We start from the raw sequence: 15,803 nt of genomic DNA, 5'->3' as shown, positions 1-15,803 counted from the left end.
AATACCATGGTACTGAGTACGTTTAACCTGGAAGGTAAAGTCGCGCTGGTGACCGGCTGTAATACCGGTTTAGGGCAAGGTATGGCGCTGGGTCTGGCCCAGGCGGGTTGTGATATCGTCGGCGTTAACCGTGATGGCCCGGATGATACCCAAAGTAAAGTGGAGGCGCTGGGTCGCCGGTTCTGGCCGGTACAGGCCGATCTGATGCAGACCAGCGTGGTGGCCTCAGTGGTTGAACAGGCGCTGGCCGCTGCCGGTAAAATTGACATTCTGGTCAACAATGCCGGCATTATCCGCCGTGAGGACGCACTGAATTTCAGTGAGCAGGATTGGGATGACGTGATGAATCTTAACAGCAAGAGCCTGTTTTTCCTGTCGCAGCAGGTTGCCCGTCAGTTTATCGCGCAGGGTAATGGCGGCAAGATCATCAATATCGCCTCCATGCTCTCCTTCCAGGGCGGTATCCGGGTGCCCTCTTATACGGCGTCGAAAAGTGCCGTGATGGGACTGACCCGTCTGATGGCGAACGAGTGGGCAAAACATGGCATTAACGTCAATGCCATCGCTCCCGGTTACATGGCCACCAACAATACGGAACAGCTTCGTAATGATGAGTCGCGCAGTGAAGAGATTCTGGGACGTATTCCGGCAGGCCGCTGGGGCGTGCCGGATGACATGATGGGCCCGGTAGTCTTCCTGGCCTCTTCCGCGTCTGACTACGTGAATGGCTACACCCTGGCGGTGGATGGCGGCTGGCTGGCGCGTTAATCTTACTGGCGGACAGTGTTTCATCGCTGTCCGCCTTGTTAATAATATTCATGCTTCGTTACAGCGTCACATGTTCTCATTTACTGGATAAATCCCTATACTGGATGCATCGACAGTTTTCTTTGCAACCAGGTTCTATCATGACGGGCGAAGGCCACATCATTTTTGCCATTGCCAGCGCTATCTTTGCGAAGCGTGCTGAGCTGACACCGGTGCTGGCGCAGGCCGACTGGTGGCATCTTGTTCCCTCAGCCCTGCTGACATGTCTGTTGCCCGATATCGATCACCCTAAATCTCTGCTGGGACAGCGACTGCGCTGGCTCTCTCATCCTATTGCGCGCGCGTTCGGCCATCGCGGCTTTACCCACAGTTTGCTGGCGATAGCCGCCGGTTTATGGCTTTTTCAGATAAACCTGCCCCAGTCGTCGCCGATACCGCCTGATGTCCTGCAGGGTCTGACGCTGGGCTACCTTAGCCATATTGTGGCCGATATGCTGACGCCTGCCGGGGTTCCGCTGCTGTGGCCCTGCCGCTGGCGCTTCCGGCTGCCGATTCTGCGCAGCCAGAAAGGCAACCAGCTTGAGCGGGCATTGTGCCTGGGACTGGTGGGATATGCGCTCTGGTTTCCGGTGGGCATGCCATCTTTTGGTGCAAACGGCTGGCCGTCACAGCTGTTCGATACGCTACAAAATGGCGTCGGACGGTTGATTTCCAGTCATAGTGCGCAATAAATCAGCACAAAACGCTTTTAAGTTATAAACCATGCCATTTGGATATAAGGCACCCTCTTCGCCTGCTGTTACCATTCCTGCTGTCTTAATTCGTGATTAACATTATGCGGCCTTTCCAGAGCGAAAGGCCGCATTACTCTGGAGTTTCAGTATGGACCTTCCTCTTACGCTTAATATCGTAGCCTTTGTGGTGCTGCTGGTATTGCTTTCTCGCTTCAGCCGTCAGAACTGGAGCCTGTCGAAAAAAGTGCTGACCGGTCTGGTAATCGGCGTACTGTTCGGCCTGGTTTTGCAGTTGATCTACGGCGAAAACAGCGCAGTGGTCAAAGAGTCTATCAGCTGGTTTAACATCGTCGGTAATGGCTATGTCCAGTTGCTGCAGATGGTCGTAATGCCGCTGGTGTTCGTTTCCATTCTGAGTGCGGTCGCCCGTCTGCATAACGCCTCGTCGCTGGGAAAAATCAGCGTACTGACGATTGGCGTACTGCTGTTTACCACCGCGATCTCGGCGCTGGTCGGCGTCTTCGTGACCGGCCTGTTTGGCCTGAGCGCAGAAGGTCTGGTTCAGGGCGTGCAGGAGACTGCGCGTCTCAGTGCGATTCAGAGCAACTATGTCGGCAAAGTGGCTGACCTGACCGTGCCGCAACTGGTGCTCTCCTTTATCCCGAAAAACCCGTTTGCCGATTTGACCGGAGCCAGTCCGACCTCGATTATCAGCGTCGTCATCTTCGCCGCCTTCCTGGGCGTGGCTGCACTGCAGTTGCTGAAAGATGATGAAGTTAAAGGTCAGCGCGTGCTGGTCGCGATCGATACGCTGCAGTCCTGGGTCATGAAGCTGGTGCGTTTAGTGATGAAGCTGACGCCTTATGGTGTGCTGGCGCTGATGACCAAAGTGGTTGCCGGTTCTAACCTGCAGGACATCATCAAGCTGGGCAGCTTTGTGGTCGCCTCTTACCTCGGTCTGGCCATCATGTTTGGTGTCCACGCCCTGCTGCTGTCGGTAAATGGTATCAACCCGATGCGCTTCTTCCGTAAAGTGTGGCCGGTTATTACCTTCGCCTTTACCAGCCGCTCCAGCGCAGCCAGCATTCCGCTGAGCGTGGAAACCCAGACCCGTCGTCTTGGCGTGCCTGAGTCGATTGCCAGCTTCGCGGCCTCTTTTGGTGCCACTATCGGCCAGAACGGCTGTGCCGGTCTCTATCCAACTATGCTGGCAGTGATGGTTGCGCCAACCGTCGGGATCAACCCGTTTGACCCACTGTGGATTGCGACACTGGTCGGGATCGTAACGCTGAGCTCAGCAGGCGTTGCCGGTGTCGGCGGTGGTGCAACCTTCGCGGCACTGATTGTCCTGCCTGCGATGGGCCTGCCGGTCACCCTGGTGGCGCTGCTGATCTCCATTGAGCCGCTGATCGATATGGGTCGTACAGCCCTGAACGTCAACGGTTCCATGACCGCCGGTTCTCTCACCAGTCGCTGGTTAGGTATGACCGATAAGCGCGTCCTGGAAAGCGACGACAACGCCGAACTGGCGCACCGCTAATCTGCTTTGAACCTGGCGCGCACGCGCCAGGTTATTCCCGCCCTTCTTCTCCATAATCTCCCCCCATTAATGGCAACGCCGTTAATAAAGCGTTAAGCATGGTAAACAGGCGAAAAATCGCCGCTTTAGTGCTTGTCTTTGCCGGGTAAAAAGCGAATTCTGCATCCAGTCTTATGAGGAGAACACCTGATGAAAAAGATAATCGCCTCGCTTCTGACGCTGACGCTTTTGACACCCGCTCTGGCTTTCGCTCATCCTGGCGACTGGGGCCCGCCGGGTGGATGGGATCGCCATGGCGGCCACGGGCCACACTGGGGCGGACCCGGGCCGGTGCGCTTTTTGCCTGAAGCCGCAACCGCGGTGCTGATAGGCGGACTGACCTACTATCTGCTCAATGGCAATTATTATCAGCGTCACGGCGATGAGTATGTGGTGACAGAGCCGCCTGCAGAGTCGCGGGTCAGCAGTGAAATGCGGGTACTCGACTTTAACGGCAAACGCTTCTATGTGCAGGCTGGCCACTTCTACCAGCGGCAGATAGATGGCGATTATGTTGAGGTGCCGCGTCCGGCAGGTTTGTAGTCAGTGCCACAACGAAAAACGGCCCGTCATAATGACGGGCCGTTTGCTATTCAGGGGTGCTATGAGTTACTGCTGAACCTGCGGATCGGTGTCATATTCCGCACAGCTCTGGAAGCCGTAGTTCATGACACGGCCGGTGTCGTTATAGCTCACGAAGTAAGTCTGAGCTTTACCGTCGCGCTGACCCAGTACATAAGTCTGGCAGGTGCCGCGCGCGTGAACCATGGTGATTTCAGTAGAAGGCGTACCGGCGATCTGACGAACCTGATCACGGGTCATACCCTTTTTAACGTCCTTTACCACTGGCTTAGTCACGTAGCTTTCCGCACGATCGTAAGTCGTACAACCAGACAGTGCAGCCAGCGTCAGCGCCGCAGCGATACATCCCATCACTTTATTCATCTTGTTGTTCCTCATTTATTGTCCATGTGGAAACAAGCCTGGAACATAAATGCTGATTTATCAAGTTTATGACGAACAATTAGTGGCCTGCCAAATGTCAGGATTTCGTAAAGAAGGCTGTTTTGCTGTCAACGCAGACGTATACTGCCCGGCAAAACAGGTACCCGATAGCGCCCCGTTTTCAGAGACCGCACCGTCATCCGCGCAGTCGCAGATCGGCGTGAATGTCACGTTACCGGACGCTGTTTTTCACTGACTTACCCGCTTCTGTTTACCCCATCGCTGACAATCCCGAGGATAAATGACCCCTGTACACTCCAATCGCCTGGTTTATGCCATTACGCTGGGCCTGCTGGCCGCACTGGGCCCGCTCTGCATCGACCTCTATCTGCCTGCACTACCACAAATGGCCCAGGACCTGCACACCGAAACCGCTACCGCGCAGCTGAGTCTGACCGCTGGCCTGTTAGGTCTCGGCTTTGGCCAGCTGCTCTTTGGCCCGATGAGTGATAAGTTCGGCCGCCTGCGCCCGCTGACCCTGTCACTGGTGTTGCTGTTTATCGCCTCGATGGGCTGTGCGCTGGCGCAGGATATTAACCAGCTGCTGCTGGCGCGGCTGTTCGAAGGGTTAGCAGGTGCGGGCGGTGCGGTGCTGTCACGGGCAATTGCACGCGATATGTACAGCGGCCATGAGCTGACGCGATTCTTCGCTCTGCTGATGCTGGTCAACGGTCTGGCACCGATCGGTGCACCGGTATTAGGCGGCGTGCTGATGACGATTTTAAACTGGCGCGGCATCTTCATGGTGCTGGGCGGCATTGCCATTCTGCTGATCCTGCTGGCGCGCTGGAAGCTGCATGAAACCCTGCCTGACGCACGCCGCAGTAAAGGATCAATATTCTCCGCCTACGCGGCATTAGGTCAGGTGATTACCCATCGCCCCTTCATGGGCTTCTGCCTGACCCAGGGATTTATGATGTCCGGCATGTTCGCCTACATCGGTGCCTCGCCGTTCGTGCTGCAGCAACTCTATGGTCTTTCGCCCCAGGCCTTTAGCTTCTGCTTTGCGGCCAACGGGTTTGGCCTGGTGATTGCTTCACAGACCAGCGCCCGCCTCTGTCCATTGTGGGGCGAATATCGGGTGCTGAAAGGCGGACTGACGCTGGCCTTTGTCGCCTCCAGCCTGCTGCTGCTGGCCGCGCTGCTGCATGCTCCCCTAGCGCTGCTGCTGGTGGCACTGTTCTTTACCATTGCCAGCAACGGCGTTATCGCTACCACCGCCTCGTCCCTGGCGATGCAGAGTCAGGGCCATCGCGCTGGTAGCGCCTCCGCGGTGATTGGCGTCACGATGTTTACGCTGGGTGCGATTACCGTGCCGATTACCGGCATCGGTGGTACCTCGGTGCTGAGCATGTGCGCCACCATTTTTGGCTGCTTTATGACGGCGATTCTGATGTTTAGCGTGCTGGCGAAAAAACCGCTGCCGCAGGTAAAAACTCACTGATTTCGCAACGTTTCATGGTAATGAGTTACCGCTTTGGCTTGTTGTTTTCGCAAAGGCACGTTAGCTTTAATAAAACGTTCGCATCGAGCCGACAGGCCACTGACCTGAGGAGAAGTTCATGTCACTGCAGCAGGAAATTATTGAGGCCCTGGGTGTGAAGCCCACTATCGACGCCGACCAGGAAGTGCGCGTCAGCATCGATTTTCTTAAAGCCTACCTGAAACGCCACAGCGGATTGAAAACGCTGGTGCTGGGGATCAGCGGCGGTCAGGATTCAACCCTGGCGGGCGCGCTGGCGCAGCGGGCGATCACCGAGCTGCGTCAGGAGAGCGGTGATAACGACTACACCTTTATTGCCGTGCGTCTGCCCTATGGTGTGCAGGCGGATGAGCAGGATTGTCAGGACGCGCTGGCCTTTATCAAACCCGACCGTTCGCTGGTGGTAAACATCAAAGAGTCGGTGCTGGCCAGTGAGCGCGCGCTGAAAGAGGCGGGTATTACGCTTTCCGATTTTGTCCGCGGCAATGAAAAAGCCCGTGAGCGGATGAAAGCGCAATACAGCATCGCCGGCATGACCAAAGGCGTAGTGGTCGGCACCGATCACGCGGCTGAAGCCGTGACCGGTTTCTTCACCAAGTATGGCGATGGCGGCACGGACATCAATCCCCTGTTCCGCCTGAACAAGCGTCAGGGCAAGCAGTTGCTGAAACACCTTGGCTGCCCGGAGCATCTCTATCTGAAAAAACCGACTGCCGATCTGGAAGATGATCGTCCAGGCCTGCAGGATGAAGTGGCGCTGGGCGTCACCTATGAGATGATTGATGACTACCTGGAAGGCAAAAGCATCAATCCTGACAGCGCCCGTATCATCGAAGGCTGGTATCAGAAAACCGAGCACAAACGTCGCCCGCCGATCACGGTATTCGACGACTTCTGGAAGTAATCCTGCCCCTCCCTTGCCGCGGCAAGGGAGGCTTCTCTCACTGACTTTGTTGATCGCTGCATGCCTGCCACCGTTTCGCGCGCGACCCTCATCGGGCTTGTCGCCATTCTGCTCTGGAGTACGACCGTTGGCCTGCTGCGCAGCGTCAGTGAAGCCTTTGGCGCCACCGGTGGCGCGGCGCTGATCTACACCACTACGGCGTGTCTCCTTTGCCTGACCCGGCGCCTGCCCAGACCCGGCGCGATGCCCGCCATCTACCTGTGGCTGGGGGGCGCACTCTTTGTCGGCTATGAAATCTGTCTGGCGCTGGCCATCGGGCTGGCCAGCGATCGCAGCCAGTCGCTGGAACTGGGGATGATTAACTATCTCTGGCCCTGTCTGACCATCGTGCTGGCGATCCCATTTAATCAGCAGCGTTTCCGTGTCTGGCTGTGGCCAGGACTGCTGCTGTCGCTGCTGGGGATCGTCTGGGTAATGAAAGGCAGCGGCAGCGGATCGCCGACGCTGTTGTGGCAGAATATGCTGCGCAACCCGGTCGCCTATGCACTGGCCTTTATCGCCGCCCTGACCTGGGCGCTCTACAATAATCTCACCCGCCGCTTTGCCCGTGGTTCTAATGGCGTCACGCTGTTTTTTATCCTGACTGCACTGGCGCTGTGGCTGAAATATGCCTTCAGCGATCACACTGCACCGATGACCTTTACGCTGGTGCCGCTGCTGGAGGTGCTGTTTGTCGGGCTCTCCACCGCCATCGCCTATTCCGCCTGGAATCACGGGATTCAGCAGGGCAATCTGACGCTGCTGGCCACCGCCTCCTACTTTACGCCGGTGCTGTCGGCCCTGATGGGATCGCTGTGGCTCGGCCTGACGCCACCGCTGGCCTTCTGGCAGGGCGTGGCGATGATCACGCTCGGCTCGCTGATCTGCTGGCGGGCAACACGGTCTCTGTAACCAGACGGCTGGCGATCATTTCACCTGCCTGTTATGCTGTATGGACAACCAGTAAATGGAGTCCATCTTGGTCAGACGTTCTGCCATACTTCGCCCCGAACCCGACGCGAATGCAATTTATCAATATCCCGAACACCTGCGTGAATGGCTGGAAGGCCTGCCAAATCATCCTGGCGTCTATACCTTTCATGGCGAAAGTGAGTCGCTGCCGCTCTATATCGGTAAAAGTGTGAATCTGCGTTCGCGGGTGATGTCCCATTTCCGGACCCCGGATGAGGCGAAAATGCTGCGCCAGTCGCGGCGTGTAAGCTGGATCCCTACCGCGGGCGACCTCGGCGCGCTGCTGCTGGAAGCGCAGATGATCAAAACCCAGCAGCCGCTGTTCAATAAGCGATTGCGCAAAAACCGGCAGCTCTGTTCATTGCAGATTACCGACGGCAAACCGAATGTGGTCTATGCAAAAGACCTCGATTTCAGCCAGTCCCCCAACCTGTTTGGGCTCTATCGCAGTCGCTTCGCCGCGCTGGAACGGCTCAAGCAGCTCGCGGATGAGTATCAGCTCTGTCATGGCCTGCTGGGTCTGGAAGCGCTGAGTGCGGGGCGAGGCTGCTTCCGCTCGGCACTGCGCCGTTGCGCCGGGGCCTGCTGTGGAAAAGAGCCGGTCAGCGATCATCAGGATCGACTGCTGGAGGCGCTGGAAAGCGTGCGGGTGTTCTGCTGGCCATGGCAGGGTGCCGTGGGGCTGGTGGAGGAAGGCAAAGAGATGACGCAGATCCACGTTATCGACCACTGGTTCTATCTCGGTTCGGTCAGCAGCATGGATGAGGCCAGAAAACTGCAGCGGCCCAAAGGCGGTTTTGATCACGACGGCTACAAAATCCTCTGCCGCCCGATTCTGTCAGGTGCCTACCCTATTCTGCCGCTATAAAAAAACCGCCGACGCTGCCCACTCACCTTCAGTGGACAGCGCCGGCGGTCTCAGACCGTTCGCTTAACGAGTGTTATTCAGCCGGTTCTGCTGGCGGTGCCATTTTGCCTTCGTGCGGGCCTTTCTCAGTCAGACGCTTTTCAAAGTTAGCGTTGTACTGTTTTTTCTGCTCCGGCGTCAGCACGTTATAGAGCTTGTTCTGGGTTTCCAGCATCTTCAGCGCATGCTCTTTGGCATTGGCGGACATCTTCTCTGCCTGTGCTTCTGCTTTGCTCTGGTCGAAGCTGTCAGAGGCAATAATGCTGTGGGCCGCACGACGCTCGTCCAGTGACGGGCGTTTCATATCTTTGTGGCTCTCTTTCATGATGTCGCGCATCTGAGTTTTCTGCGCGTCGGTCAGGTTCAGACCTTTAAACATCATCTCCATGCCGTGGCGCATTGGTGGCTTGTGCATCGCTTTTTCGCTGCCTGCTGGCGGTGGAGTCAGGTTGTCAGTGGCTGCATGGACGGCGCTGGCTGCACCAAACGCCAGCGAGGAAGCCAGTAAAAGGGAAGTCAGTTTGCGCATAATAGTGTCCTTATAATTCATGATAATGACGACAGCACTCTGTCGCGTCTTCGGAAACAAGCATACGACGCTGAACGTCAACTACTCAGAGCCTGAGTAAAGCCGTGAAAGCATAAAAGATAAAAATCGGGCAATCATGAAGAGAATAAGAAGAAAGGCGTGAGGAATTGAAAATGTTTATGAATTTAAAGCGAATTTGGCAGAAATCATGGAGGAGTGTAAGGGTTACGACAGGAAAGCGGAAGCCGATCTTCCACTTTTCCTGTCGGTTTTTTAGCGCCGAGGGTCTGCGCTGTTAACAACCGCTATCAGACCGGCAGCGCCTGAGTCTGTTCGCTCTCTTCAATCAGCATCAGTCCGGCACGCAGCCCGGCGGCCACGTTAGGGTTAGGGAACAGCACATACTCCCGCGCCTGCTGCACGTAATAGCGGGTGCTACCATCTTCCGCCAGCAACGTCCCCTGTGGAAACGCGGTAAAGTTCAGCGTTTCCGGCGACATATGCAGCGTAAAGTGCTCACTCAGTCGGGTGATCTGCTGCGCGACCCGATAGTGACGCGGTCTAACCGCCGCCGCAGGCAGCGCTTCGCCATAGAGTAAAGACGCCAGCGCCTGCTGTGCCGCACTGAACTGACTGAGATCGTTTTCGCCAAACGGCAGCGCTTTGCCCAGCTCCAGGGTACAGCTGGCCGCACCGAAGTGCTCGCAGCTGAAGTGGGTAAAGGTGCCGCCCGGCGAGCGATGGAACACCAGCGCTTCCAGCCCGGCAGCGGCCAGCCAGTCAAGAAACGCGGGCGGCCAGGGGCGTTCATTGTGCGGCATTACGCCGAACTGAGGATGATAAGAGCCACGAATAGCCGTGTGCATGTCGAGATGCCAGCGCGTTTCATCGCACTCGCCCAGCTGCCAGAAGGTCTCCAGCGCCTGCTCCAGCCGCAGCACGCGGCGGGCCTCATCACCATCATCAATCTGCTGCCAGCGTCCGCCAAACAGCCGGTTAATGTCATAACGCACATAGCGCTTACCGGTGCGTAGCGCTGAGGGATTACCCAGAATCACCAGCATGCGCTGCTGTAACGGCTTTTCGCCCCGCAGCAGCGGATTAACCAGTTGGTTCACCATTTCTACCGGGGCCGTTTCATTGCCGTGGATCCCGGCAGAGAGCACCAGCGCCTGTTTAACCGGCACCGTCGGCTCCATCAACAGTATGCCGTGATACAACCATTGCCAGCGAAGATGCGCCGTTTCACCACTACGCTTACGCGGCACCTCGCCGGAGAGCGTTTGCTGTAAAAAAGTCCTGCATCGTTCCTCCTTTTCGCCCTGAGCAGGCGGCAGCCTGTGCTGCCCCCTCCTTCACTGCTGAAATGCATATACATTTCCTAAGTCTAGCAGCTTCGTCAGTTCATCCAGCGCGTCGCGGCCCTCACGCAGCAATTGTGGGTCGACCAGATCGGCCTGGGTCAGGCGATCGCGGTAATGACGGTCAACCCAGTTATTCAGCGTGCTGAAGAGCCGATCATTCATCAGCACCGCCGGATTCACTGCCTGCTGCTCCTGTGGTGTCAGCACCACCCGCAAACGCAGGCAGGCTGGACCACCCCCGTTATACATGCTTTCGCGCAGATCAAACACCTTCAGGGCTTTGAGTGGCGTGTCAGCCTCAACCTGTTCACACAAGTAGCGCCAGACACCCGGATGCTGACGTGACTCCTCCGGCAGCACCAGCATCATGGTGCCGTCGGGACGGCTCAGCAACTGACTGTTAAACAGATAGGTCTCTACCGCATCTTTCACTGACACCCGATTTTCCGGCACTTCCAGCGCAACAAAACCTGGGACGCGCGACCGAAGCTGCGCCAGCAGTTCAGGCTGATTAACAAAGGCGTGCTGGTGACAGAAGAGCATCTGCTGGTTACTTACCGCAATCACATCGTTATGGAACACGCCCTGATCGATCACCGCAGGATTCTGCTGCGCATACAGCACGCTTTCCGGTGAGAGCTGATGCAGACGGGCGACCGCCTCGCTGGCTTCCCGGGTCTGACGTGCCGGATAGCGCTGCGGGGCTTTGCCCTCATGGCTGCTGTCGCGGCCATAGACAAACAGCTGCACGCCGCGCTCACCATAAGCGCCGCCCAGCCGGTTATGGTTCGCCGCCCCTTCATCGCCAAACATCGCCACCTGCGGCAAAGCATCATGCACCGCAAAATGGCGATCATCGCGGAAGATGGAACGCAGCAGCCAGGCCGTTTCCGGCGCTTCTATCGCACGGTGGAATTTGTTGTTAAGGTTCGCCACCGTCAGGTGAACCCGGCCATCAAGGCTGTCCGCTGACGGCGAGACCGTGGCAGCATTGGCGACCCACATCGCCGAGGCTGAACTGACGGCGGAGAGTAATCCCGGCGCAGTTTTGCCGGCCGCAGCCAGCACCTGCTCATCGCTGCCACCAAAGCCGAGCTGGCGCAGCGCCGCAATATTGGGCCGCTCATGCGGCGGGATCACCCCCCTGAACGTAGCCCATATCGGCCAGCGCTTTCATCTTGAGCAACCCCTGCTTTGCCGCCTGACGGGGATTCGACGGCTGCAGCTGATTGCGGGTCGAGGCTTCGTTGCCAAACGACAGCCCGGCATAGTGGTGTGTTAACCCCACCAGCCCATCAAAGTTGGCCTCGGTTGCCTTCATGACGTCGTCTCCTGGGTGGAGAAATCGAGGCCCGGCGACAGCGTGGCGGGCAGCGTCAGGTCAGGCGTTTCCAGCGAGGCCATCGGCCAGGCACAGTAGTCCGCCGCATACCAGGCGCTGGCGCGATGGTTGCCCGAGGCACCAATGCCGCCAAACGGTGCGGTACTGGCTGCGCCGGTCAGCGGTTTGTTCCAGTTGACGATACCGGCACGCGCTTCAAGCAGCAGCTGATCAAACTGCTGGCGTGAAGGCGAGATCAATCCACACGACAGGCCATAACGGGTCTGGTTCGCCAGCGCTATCGCCTCTTCAAATGTCTCATAGCGGACTATGCCTAACAGCGGACCAAAGACCTCTTCATCCGGAATGCACTGCACGCCGGTTAAATCGATAATACCTGGCGTCAGGATGGCACTGTGGCGATCCGGCCAGCGCATTTCCAGCAGCACCTCGCCGCCCGCCTCAACCCGCCGTTGCCACTCACCCATAATCTTCTCTGCTGCGCCGGTGGAGATTACGCTGCCCATAAACGGCTGCGGTTCAGTATTCCAGGCGGCGGGTTGCAGTCGCCCCGCCACCTCCACCAGCCTCTGCAGAAACGCATCCCCTGCATCGCCGCGTCTGACCAGCAGACGCCGCGCGCAGGTGCAGCGCTGACCGGCGGTTATAAAGGCTGACTGCAACGTGATGTTGACAGCCGCATCAGTGTCCGCCGGATCTTCAACAATCAGGGCATTGTTACCGCCCATCTCCAGCGCCAGCATCTTTTCAGGCTGACCGGCAAACTGGCGATGCAGCTGATAGCCGGTATGGGCGCTGCCGGTAAACAGCAGGCCATCAATCTGATGGCAATTGGCCAGCGCCTGACCGGTCTCACGTCCGCCCTGTAACAGTGCCAGCACGCCGGCAGGCAGGCCCGCAGCCAGCCAGAGCTCAACGGTTTTTTCGGCGGTCAGCGGCGTCAGTTCGCTGGGTTTAAATACCACACAGTTGCCCGCCAGCAGCGCCGGAACGATATGGCCGTTTGGCAGATGACCCGGGAAGTTATAGGGACCAAACACCGCCAGCACCCCGTGCGGGCGGTGGCGCAGGGAGCTTTCGCCTTCATGCTGCTCACCGGTGCGGCTATGGTATGCCTTCACCGAAAAGCCGATTTTGTTGATCATCGCGCCCACTTCGGTCAGCGCTTCCCAGCGTGGCTTGCCGGTTTCACGGGCGATGGTTTCCGCCAGCGCCGTTTTATGCGCCTCAAGCCCGGCGGCAAATTTCTCAACGATCGCCTGCCGTTCCGCCAGCGGGCGTCTGGCCCAGGCTGGAAATGCGTCGCGCGCCGCCTCACAGGCTGCGGTGACCTGAGCGGCTGAGGCCGCTTGGCCCTGCCATAACGTCTCGCCGCTGACCGGATCCGCTTTCGTCAGAATCTCAGCGTCACCGTCCAGCCATTGTCCATTTATCAGATGTGTCATGCTGTTTTCTCCTCTTTGCAGAGCGTCACCACGCGCAGGCTGTCGCCCGGCTGGCAATGGAGCGCCTGCATCTGTTCATCCGTGAGTTGCACGCTGTCGCTGTCAGCCTTTGCCGGAATCAGCGCTACACGGAACTGGCGATAATCGCTATTGGCAACCAGACAGAGCGGGCCATCAGCCGGGTTTTCGCCCCGTTCTGCGCTGCGCAGACGGCTTTTACGCACTGCACGGATATGATCGATATCGCACTCCAGCGTCGGGCCGCCATCAAAAATGTCGACATAATTGAGGTAGCGGAAGCCCTCTGCTTCCAGTACAGCACGCGCAGGCGCGGTTTGCGGATGGACCTGTCCAATCACCGCCTGCGCTTCCGGTGTCAGGTAGTCGATGTAGAGCGGATGTTTCGGCATCAGTTCAGCGATAAACGATTTCTGTCCGGTGCCACTAAGGAAATCCGCTTTGCTGAATTCCATAGAGAAGAAGCGGCTGCCGACGCTCTCCCAGAACGGCGAATGGCCCTGCTCATCGCTGACGCCACGCATCTCGGCCACCACCCGGTTGGTGAAACGTTCACGGAAACTGGCCATAAACAGGAAGCGTGACTTCGACAGCAGATAGCCGTTTTTGCCATCACGGTAATCGGGATCGAGAAACAGCGTGCAGAGCTCACTGCTGCCGGTATGGTCGTTACTCAGCGACAGGGTAGGCAGCGCGGCATAAACATTCAGCTCTTTTGAGGCGTGCACCTGGGTACCGACGCGAAAATTGTACCAGGGATCCTGCAGCCCCACCGCCACCTCAATGGCGCAGATGCCGACGGCGCGGTTATCTTCGCTATCGGCCAGCACAAAGACATAGCCCTGCTCGGCACGTGGCAGAGAATCCTCCCAGGTCTGCAGCGATCGATCGATACGCGCCTGAAGCGTCGCGCTATCAACCGGCAACGAGGTCAGCCCGCCACCGGTTTTGCCCGCCAGCGCCATCAGCTGGCTTAAGTCATCGCGTTCAACCGGACGGATTACCATCATGATGTTGACCCTCGCACCAGGCTTTCACACACTTCGGCAAAGCGGGCCATTCCCAGCTTCACTTCCTGCTCACTGATATTCAGCGCCGGGGCAAAACGCACCACATTGGCACCCGCAATCAGCACCATGACGCCCATTTCCGCGGCGGCAAGGTTGATCGCTTTGGCTTTACCGGCAAAATCGTCGCTGAGCACCGCGCCAATCAGCAGGCCAAGACCGCGCACTTCTTTGAACAGATGCAGACGCTGGTTGATCTCATCCAGTGCCGCCACAATCCACTGGTGACGTTCTGTTACACCCGCCATCAGTTCAGGCTGATTGATCAGCTCCATGACTTTACCTGCCACTGCGCCCGCCAGCGGATTGCCGCCATAGGTGGTGCCGTGGGTGCCAACGCCCATCACCAGCGCCAGATCTTCGCGCGTCAGCATCGCACCAATCGGGAAGCCGCCGCCCAGCGCTTTGGCGCTGGTGAGCACATCTGGCGTGACGCCATAATGCATGTAGGCATAAAGCGAACCGGTACGGCCAACGCCGCTCTGCACTTCATCAAAAATCAGCAAAGCCTGATGCTTATCACAGAGCTCACGCAATCCACGCAGAAAGGCCGGATCGGCAGGCAGTACGCCGCCTTCACCCTGAATCGGTTCAACAATAACTGCACAGGTATGGTCATTAATCAGTTCAGCCGCCGCCGCCAGATCGTTAAACGAGGCATGCTGGATCTCTGGCGGCAGCGGCGCAAAATCTTTTGAGTAAGCGGGCTGACCACCGGCTGTTACCGTAAACAGGGTGCGGCCATGAAATGCATTCTTAAACGCCACGATGCCACTTTTATGCGGACCAACACGATCATGTGCCACCTTGCGCGCCAGTTTCAGCGCCGCTTCGTTCGCCTCCGCCCCGGAGTTACAGAAGAACACCCGGTCAGCGAAGGTGGCATCGATCAACTGCTTCGCCAGCCGCAGGATCGGTTCGTTGGTGTAGCCATTACCGGTATGCCATAAACGTGCGGCCTGTTCCTGCAGCGCCTGTTGTAATGCCGGATGCGCATGCCCTAACGCATTGACGGCGATGCCACCGGCGAAGTCGATATAATCTTTGCCGTTTTGATCCCAGACGGTGGAGCCTTCCGCGCGAACCGGTATAAAAGTCGCAGGCGCATAAACCGGCATCATCCATTGATCGAAATCGTGACGTGAAACGTGCAGTGCCATAACCCACTCTCCTGCTTTACTTTACCGGCCGGGTAAAGCTTATGTTTTAAAATTGTTAAAAGATGTTGTAGTGCAGCCCTACTGTAGAGTGCAGTTAACGTGCCAGCCAGAGAATTAATGCATAAAATGGTCTTCACGACGTAATATCAATGAGTTAGATGCTGACAATATTCACTTAATTTGCATATATAGTGAATAGTTGTCTGATTGCAGCGCCAGAACCGGGTTTTAAACAGCAGAATTATGCATTCACGGGATGAAATATCGCTTTTGTGATCGCTGATAAATTATCTCTCCAGAAAAGCCCCTCCACTGCCCTGTTTTAGCGCAGTTTGCCTCGCGCTGGTGCAGCGATTACGCGGGGAACTCGCCCGAAAATGTCAGAACACCCTGGCTTTATTTAACAAAATTTTTTTCATTTCCCCTGCAGACACATTAATCCGCGTATCTTTTCCAAGCTATTTTATAAACAGGCTGATCAATATTT

Annotated in this window: 15 protein-coding genes and 1 pseudogene; 9 read left to right on the top strand and 7 right to left on the bottom strand. The window is 57.2% G+C overall.

Annotation, left to right across the window (positions count from 1 at the left end; all coding sequences use genetic code 11):
* Window positions 1-6: 6 nt before the first annotated feature.
* From kduD to JNO11_RS08215, 4 genes are all read left to right on the top strand, one after another.
* Window positions 7-768 (top strand): 2-dehydro-3-deoxy-D-gluconate 5-dehydrogenase KduD, encoded by a 762-nt coding sequence (gene kduD, locus JNO11_RS08230; protein ID WP_010245706.1) that lies wholly within the window; start codon window positions 7-9, stop codon window positions 766-768.
* 140 nt (window positions 769-908) lie between these two features.
* The gene (locus JNO11_RS08225) at window positions 909-1,499 is read left to right on the top strand and encodes a metal-dependent hydrolase (protein ID WP_050679947.1); all 591 of its coding nucleotides are present in this window, start codon (window positions 909-911) and stop codon (window positions 1,497-1,499) included.
* A gap of 151 nt (window positions 1,500-1,650) precedes the next feature.
* A complete protein-coding gene (locus JNO11_RS08220) occupies window positions 1,651-3,042 on the top strand; it encodes an L-cystine transporter (protein WP_010245712.1) in 1,392 nt (463 codons plus the stop codon).
* A 189-nt stretch (window positions 3,043-3,231) separates the two neighbouring features.
* Window positions 3,232-3,624: a DUF6515 family protein gene (locus JNO11_RS08215; RefSeq protein ID WP_010245714.1), complete on the top strand. Its 393-nt coding sequence runs from the start codon at window positions 3,232-3,234 to the stop codon at window positions 3,622-3,624.
* Window positions 3,625-3,690: 66 nt separating this feature from the next.
* Here JNO11_RS08215 and osmE read toward each other — a convergent pair whose 3' ends face one another.
* Window positions 3,691-4,026: an osmotically-inducible lipoprotein OsmE gene (gene osmE, locus JNO11_RS08210; RefSeq protein WP_010245718.1), complete on the bottom strand. Its 336-nt coding sequence runs from the start codon at window positions 4,024-4,026 to the stop codon at window positions 3,691-3,693.
* A gap of 49 nt (window positions 4,027-4,075) precedes the next feature.
* On the opposite strand from osmE, the gene JNO11_RS08205 reads away from it, so the two are divergent.
* From JNO11_RS08205 to cho, 5 genes are all read left to right on the top strand, one after another.
* Window positions 4,076-4,282, top strand: a complete 207-nt coding sequence (locus JNO11_RS08205) for a hypothetical protein (RefSeq protein WP_050679946.1) — start codon at window positions 4,076-4,078, stop codon at window positions 4,280-4,282.
* Window positions 4,283-4,327: 45 nt separating this feature from the next.
* Window positions 4,328-5,530 (top strand): multidrug effflux MFS transporter, encoded by a 1,203-nt coding sequence (locus JNO11_RS08200; RefSeq protein WP_191913841.1) that lies wholly within the window; start codon window positions 4,328-4,330, stop codon window positions 5,528-5,530.
* Between the two features lie 118 nt (window positions 5,531-5,648).
* Window positions 5,649-6,473 carry an ammonia-dependent NAD(+) synthetase gene (nadE, locus tag JNO11_RS08195; RefSeq protein ID WP_010670018.1) on the top strand — a complete coding sequence of 275 codons (825 nt, stop codon included), beginning with the start codon at window positions 5,649-5,651 and terminating at the stop codon, window positions 6,471-6,473.
* A gap of 60 nt (window positions 6,474-6,533) precedes the next feature.
* Window positions 6,534-7,424, top strand: coding sequence for an aromatic amino acid DMT transporter YddG (yddG, locus tag JNO11_RS08190; RefSeq protein WP_325177168.1), 891 nt, complete (start codon window positions 6,534-6,536; stop codon window positions 7,422-7,424).
* 67 nt (window positions 7,425-7,491) lie between these two features.
* A complete protein-coding gene (gene cho, locus JNO11_RS08185) occupies window positions 7,492-8,352 on the top strand; it encodes an excinuclease Cho (RefSeq protein WP_325177167.1) in 861 nt (286 codons plus the stop codon).
* A 73-nt stretch (window positions 8,353-8,425) separates the two neighbouring features.
* On the opposite strand, the gene spy is transcribed toward cho, so the two are convergent.
* The 6 genes and pseudogenes from spy to JNO11_RS08155 form a co-directional block, all read right to left on the bottom strand.
* Window positions 8,426-8,920 carry an ATP-independent periplasmic protein-refolding chaperone Spy gene (gene spy, locus JNO11_RS08180; RefSeq protein ID WP_325177166.1) on the bottom strand — a complete coding sequence of 165 codons (495 nt, stop codon included), beginning with the start codon at window positions 8,918-8,920 and terminating at the stop codon, window positions 8,426-8,428.
* A gap of 308 nt (window positions 8,921-9,228) precedes the next feature.
* Window positions 9,229-10,257: a succinylglutamate desuccinylase gene (astE, locus tag JNO11_RS08175; RefSeq protein ID WP_325177656.1), complete on the bottom strand. Its 1,029-nt coding sequence runs from the start codon at window positions 10,255-10,257 to the stop codon at window positions 9,229-9,231.
* A gap of 18 nt (window positions 10,258-10,275) precedes the next feature.
* Window positions 10,276-11,605 (bottom strand): annotated as a pseudogene (astB, locus tag JNO11_RS08170) (N-succinylarginine dihydrolase).
* Window positions 11,602-13,071, bottom strand: a complete 1,470-nt coding sequence (gene astD / locus JNO11_RS08165) for a succinylglutamate-semialdehyde dehydrogenase (protein WP_325177165.1) — start codon at window positions 13,069-13,071, stop codon at window positions 11,602-11,604. Before astD ends, astB begins: the two are co-directional and overlap by 4 nt.
* On the bottom strand, window positions 13,068-14,099 hold the full coding sequence (gene astA, locus JNO11_RS08160; RefSeq protein ID WP_033757454.1) for an arginine N-succinyltransferase: 1,032 nt from the start codon (window positions 14,097-14,099) through the stop codon (window positions 13,068-13,070). Before astA ends, astD begins: the two co-directional genes overlap by 4 nt.
* On the bottom strand, window positions 14,096-15,316 hold the full coding sequence (locus JNO11_RS08155; protein ID WP_060680067.1) for an aspartate aminotransferase family protein: 1,221 nt from the start codon (window positions 15,314-15,316) through the stop codon (window positions 14,096-14,098). Before JNO11_RS08155 ends, astA begins: the two co-directional genes overlap by 4 nt.
* Window positions 15,317-15,803: the final 487 nt, after the last annotated feature.

This window comes from Pantoea sp. 1B4, assembly GCF_016925765.1.
In the GTDB taxonomy this organism is placed as follows: domain Bacteria; phylum Pseudomonadota; class Gammaproteobacteria; order Enterobacterales; family Enterobacteriaceae; genus Pantoea; species Pantoea agglomerans.
This window is presented reverse-complemented; position numbering and strand designations above follow the sequence as displayed.

Excerpts from the sequence above, each read along its gene's own strand:
- JNO11_RS08155 (WP_060680067.1), bottom strand. The coding sequence starts at position 15,316 with ATGGCACTGCACGTTTCACGTCACGATTTCGATCAATGGATGATGCCG.
- JNO11_RS08200 (WP_191913841.1), top strand. The coding sequence starts at position 4,328 with ATGACCCCTGTACACTCCAATCGCCTGGTTTATGCCATTACGCTGGGC.
- JNO11_RS08220 (WP_010245712.1), top strand. The coding sequence starts at position 1,651 with ATGGACCTTCCTCTTACGCTTAATATCGTAGCCTTTGTGGTGCTGCTG.
- kduD (WP_010245706.1), top strand. The coding sequence starts at position 7 with ATGGTACTGAGTACGTTTAACCTGGAAGGTAAAGTCGCGCTGGTGACC.
- nadE (WP_010670018.1), top strand. The coding sequence starts at position 5,649 with ATGTCACTGCAGCAGGAAATTATTGAGGCCCTGGGTGTGAAGCCCACT.
- JNO11_RS08205 (WP_050679946.1), top strand. The coding sequence starts at position 4,076 with ATGCTGATTTATCAAGTTTATGACGAACAATTAGTGGCCTGCCAAATG.
- astA (WP_033757454.1), bottom strand. The coding sequence starts at position 14,099 with ATGATGGTAATCCGTCCGGTTGAACGCGATGACTTAAGCCAGCTGATG.
- JNO11_RS08215 (WP_010245714.1), top strand. The coding sequence starts at position 3,232 with ATGAAAAAGATAATCGCCTCGCTTCTGACGCTGACGCTTTTGACACCC.
- yddG (WP_325177168.1), top strand. The coding sequence starts at position 6,534 with ATGCCTGCCACCGTTTCGCGCGCGACCCTCATCGGGCTTGTCGCCATT.
- JNO11_RS08225 (WP_050679947.1), top strand. The coding sequence starts at position 909 with ATGACGGGCGAAGGCCACATCATTTTTGCCATTGCCAGCGCTATCTTT.
- spy (WP_325177166.1), bottom strand. The coding sequence starts at position 8,920 with ATGCGCAAACTGACTTCCCTTTTACTGGCTTCCTCGCTGGCGTTTGGT.
- astD (WP_325177165.1), bottom strand. The coding sequence starts at position 13,071 with ATGACACATCTGATAAATGGACAATGGCTGGACGGTGACGCTGAGATT.
- osmE (WP_010245718.1), bottom strand. The coding sequence starts at position 4,026 with ATGAATAAAGTGATGGGATGTATCGCTGCGGCGCTGACGCTGGCTGCA.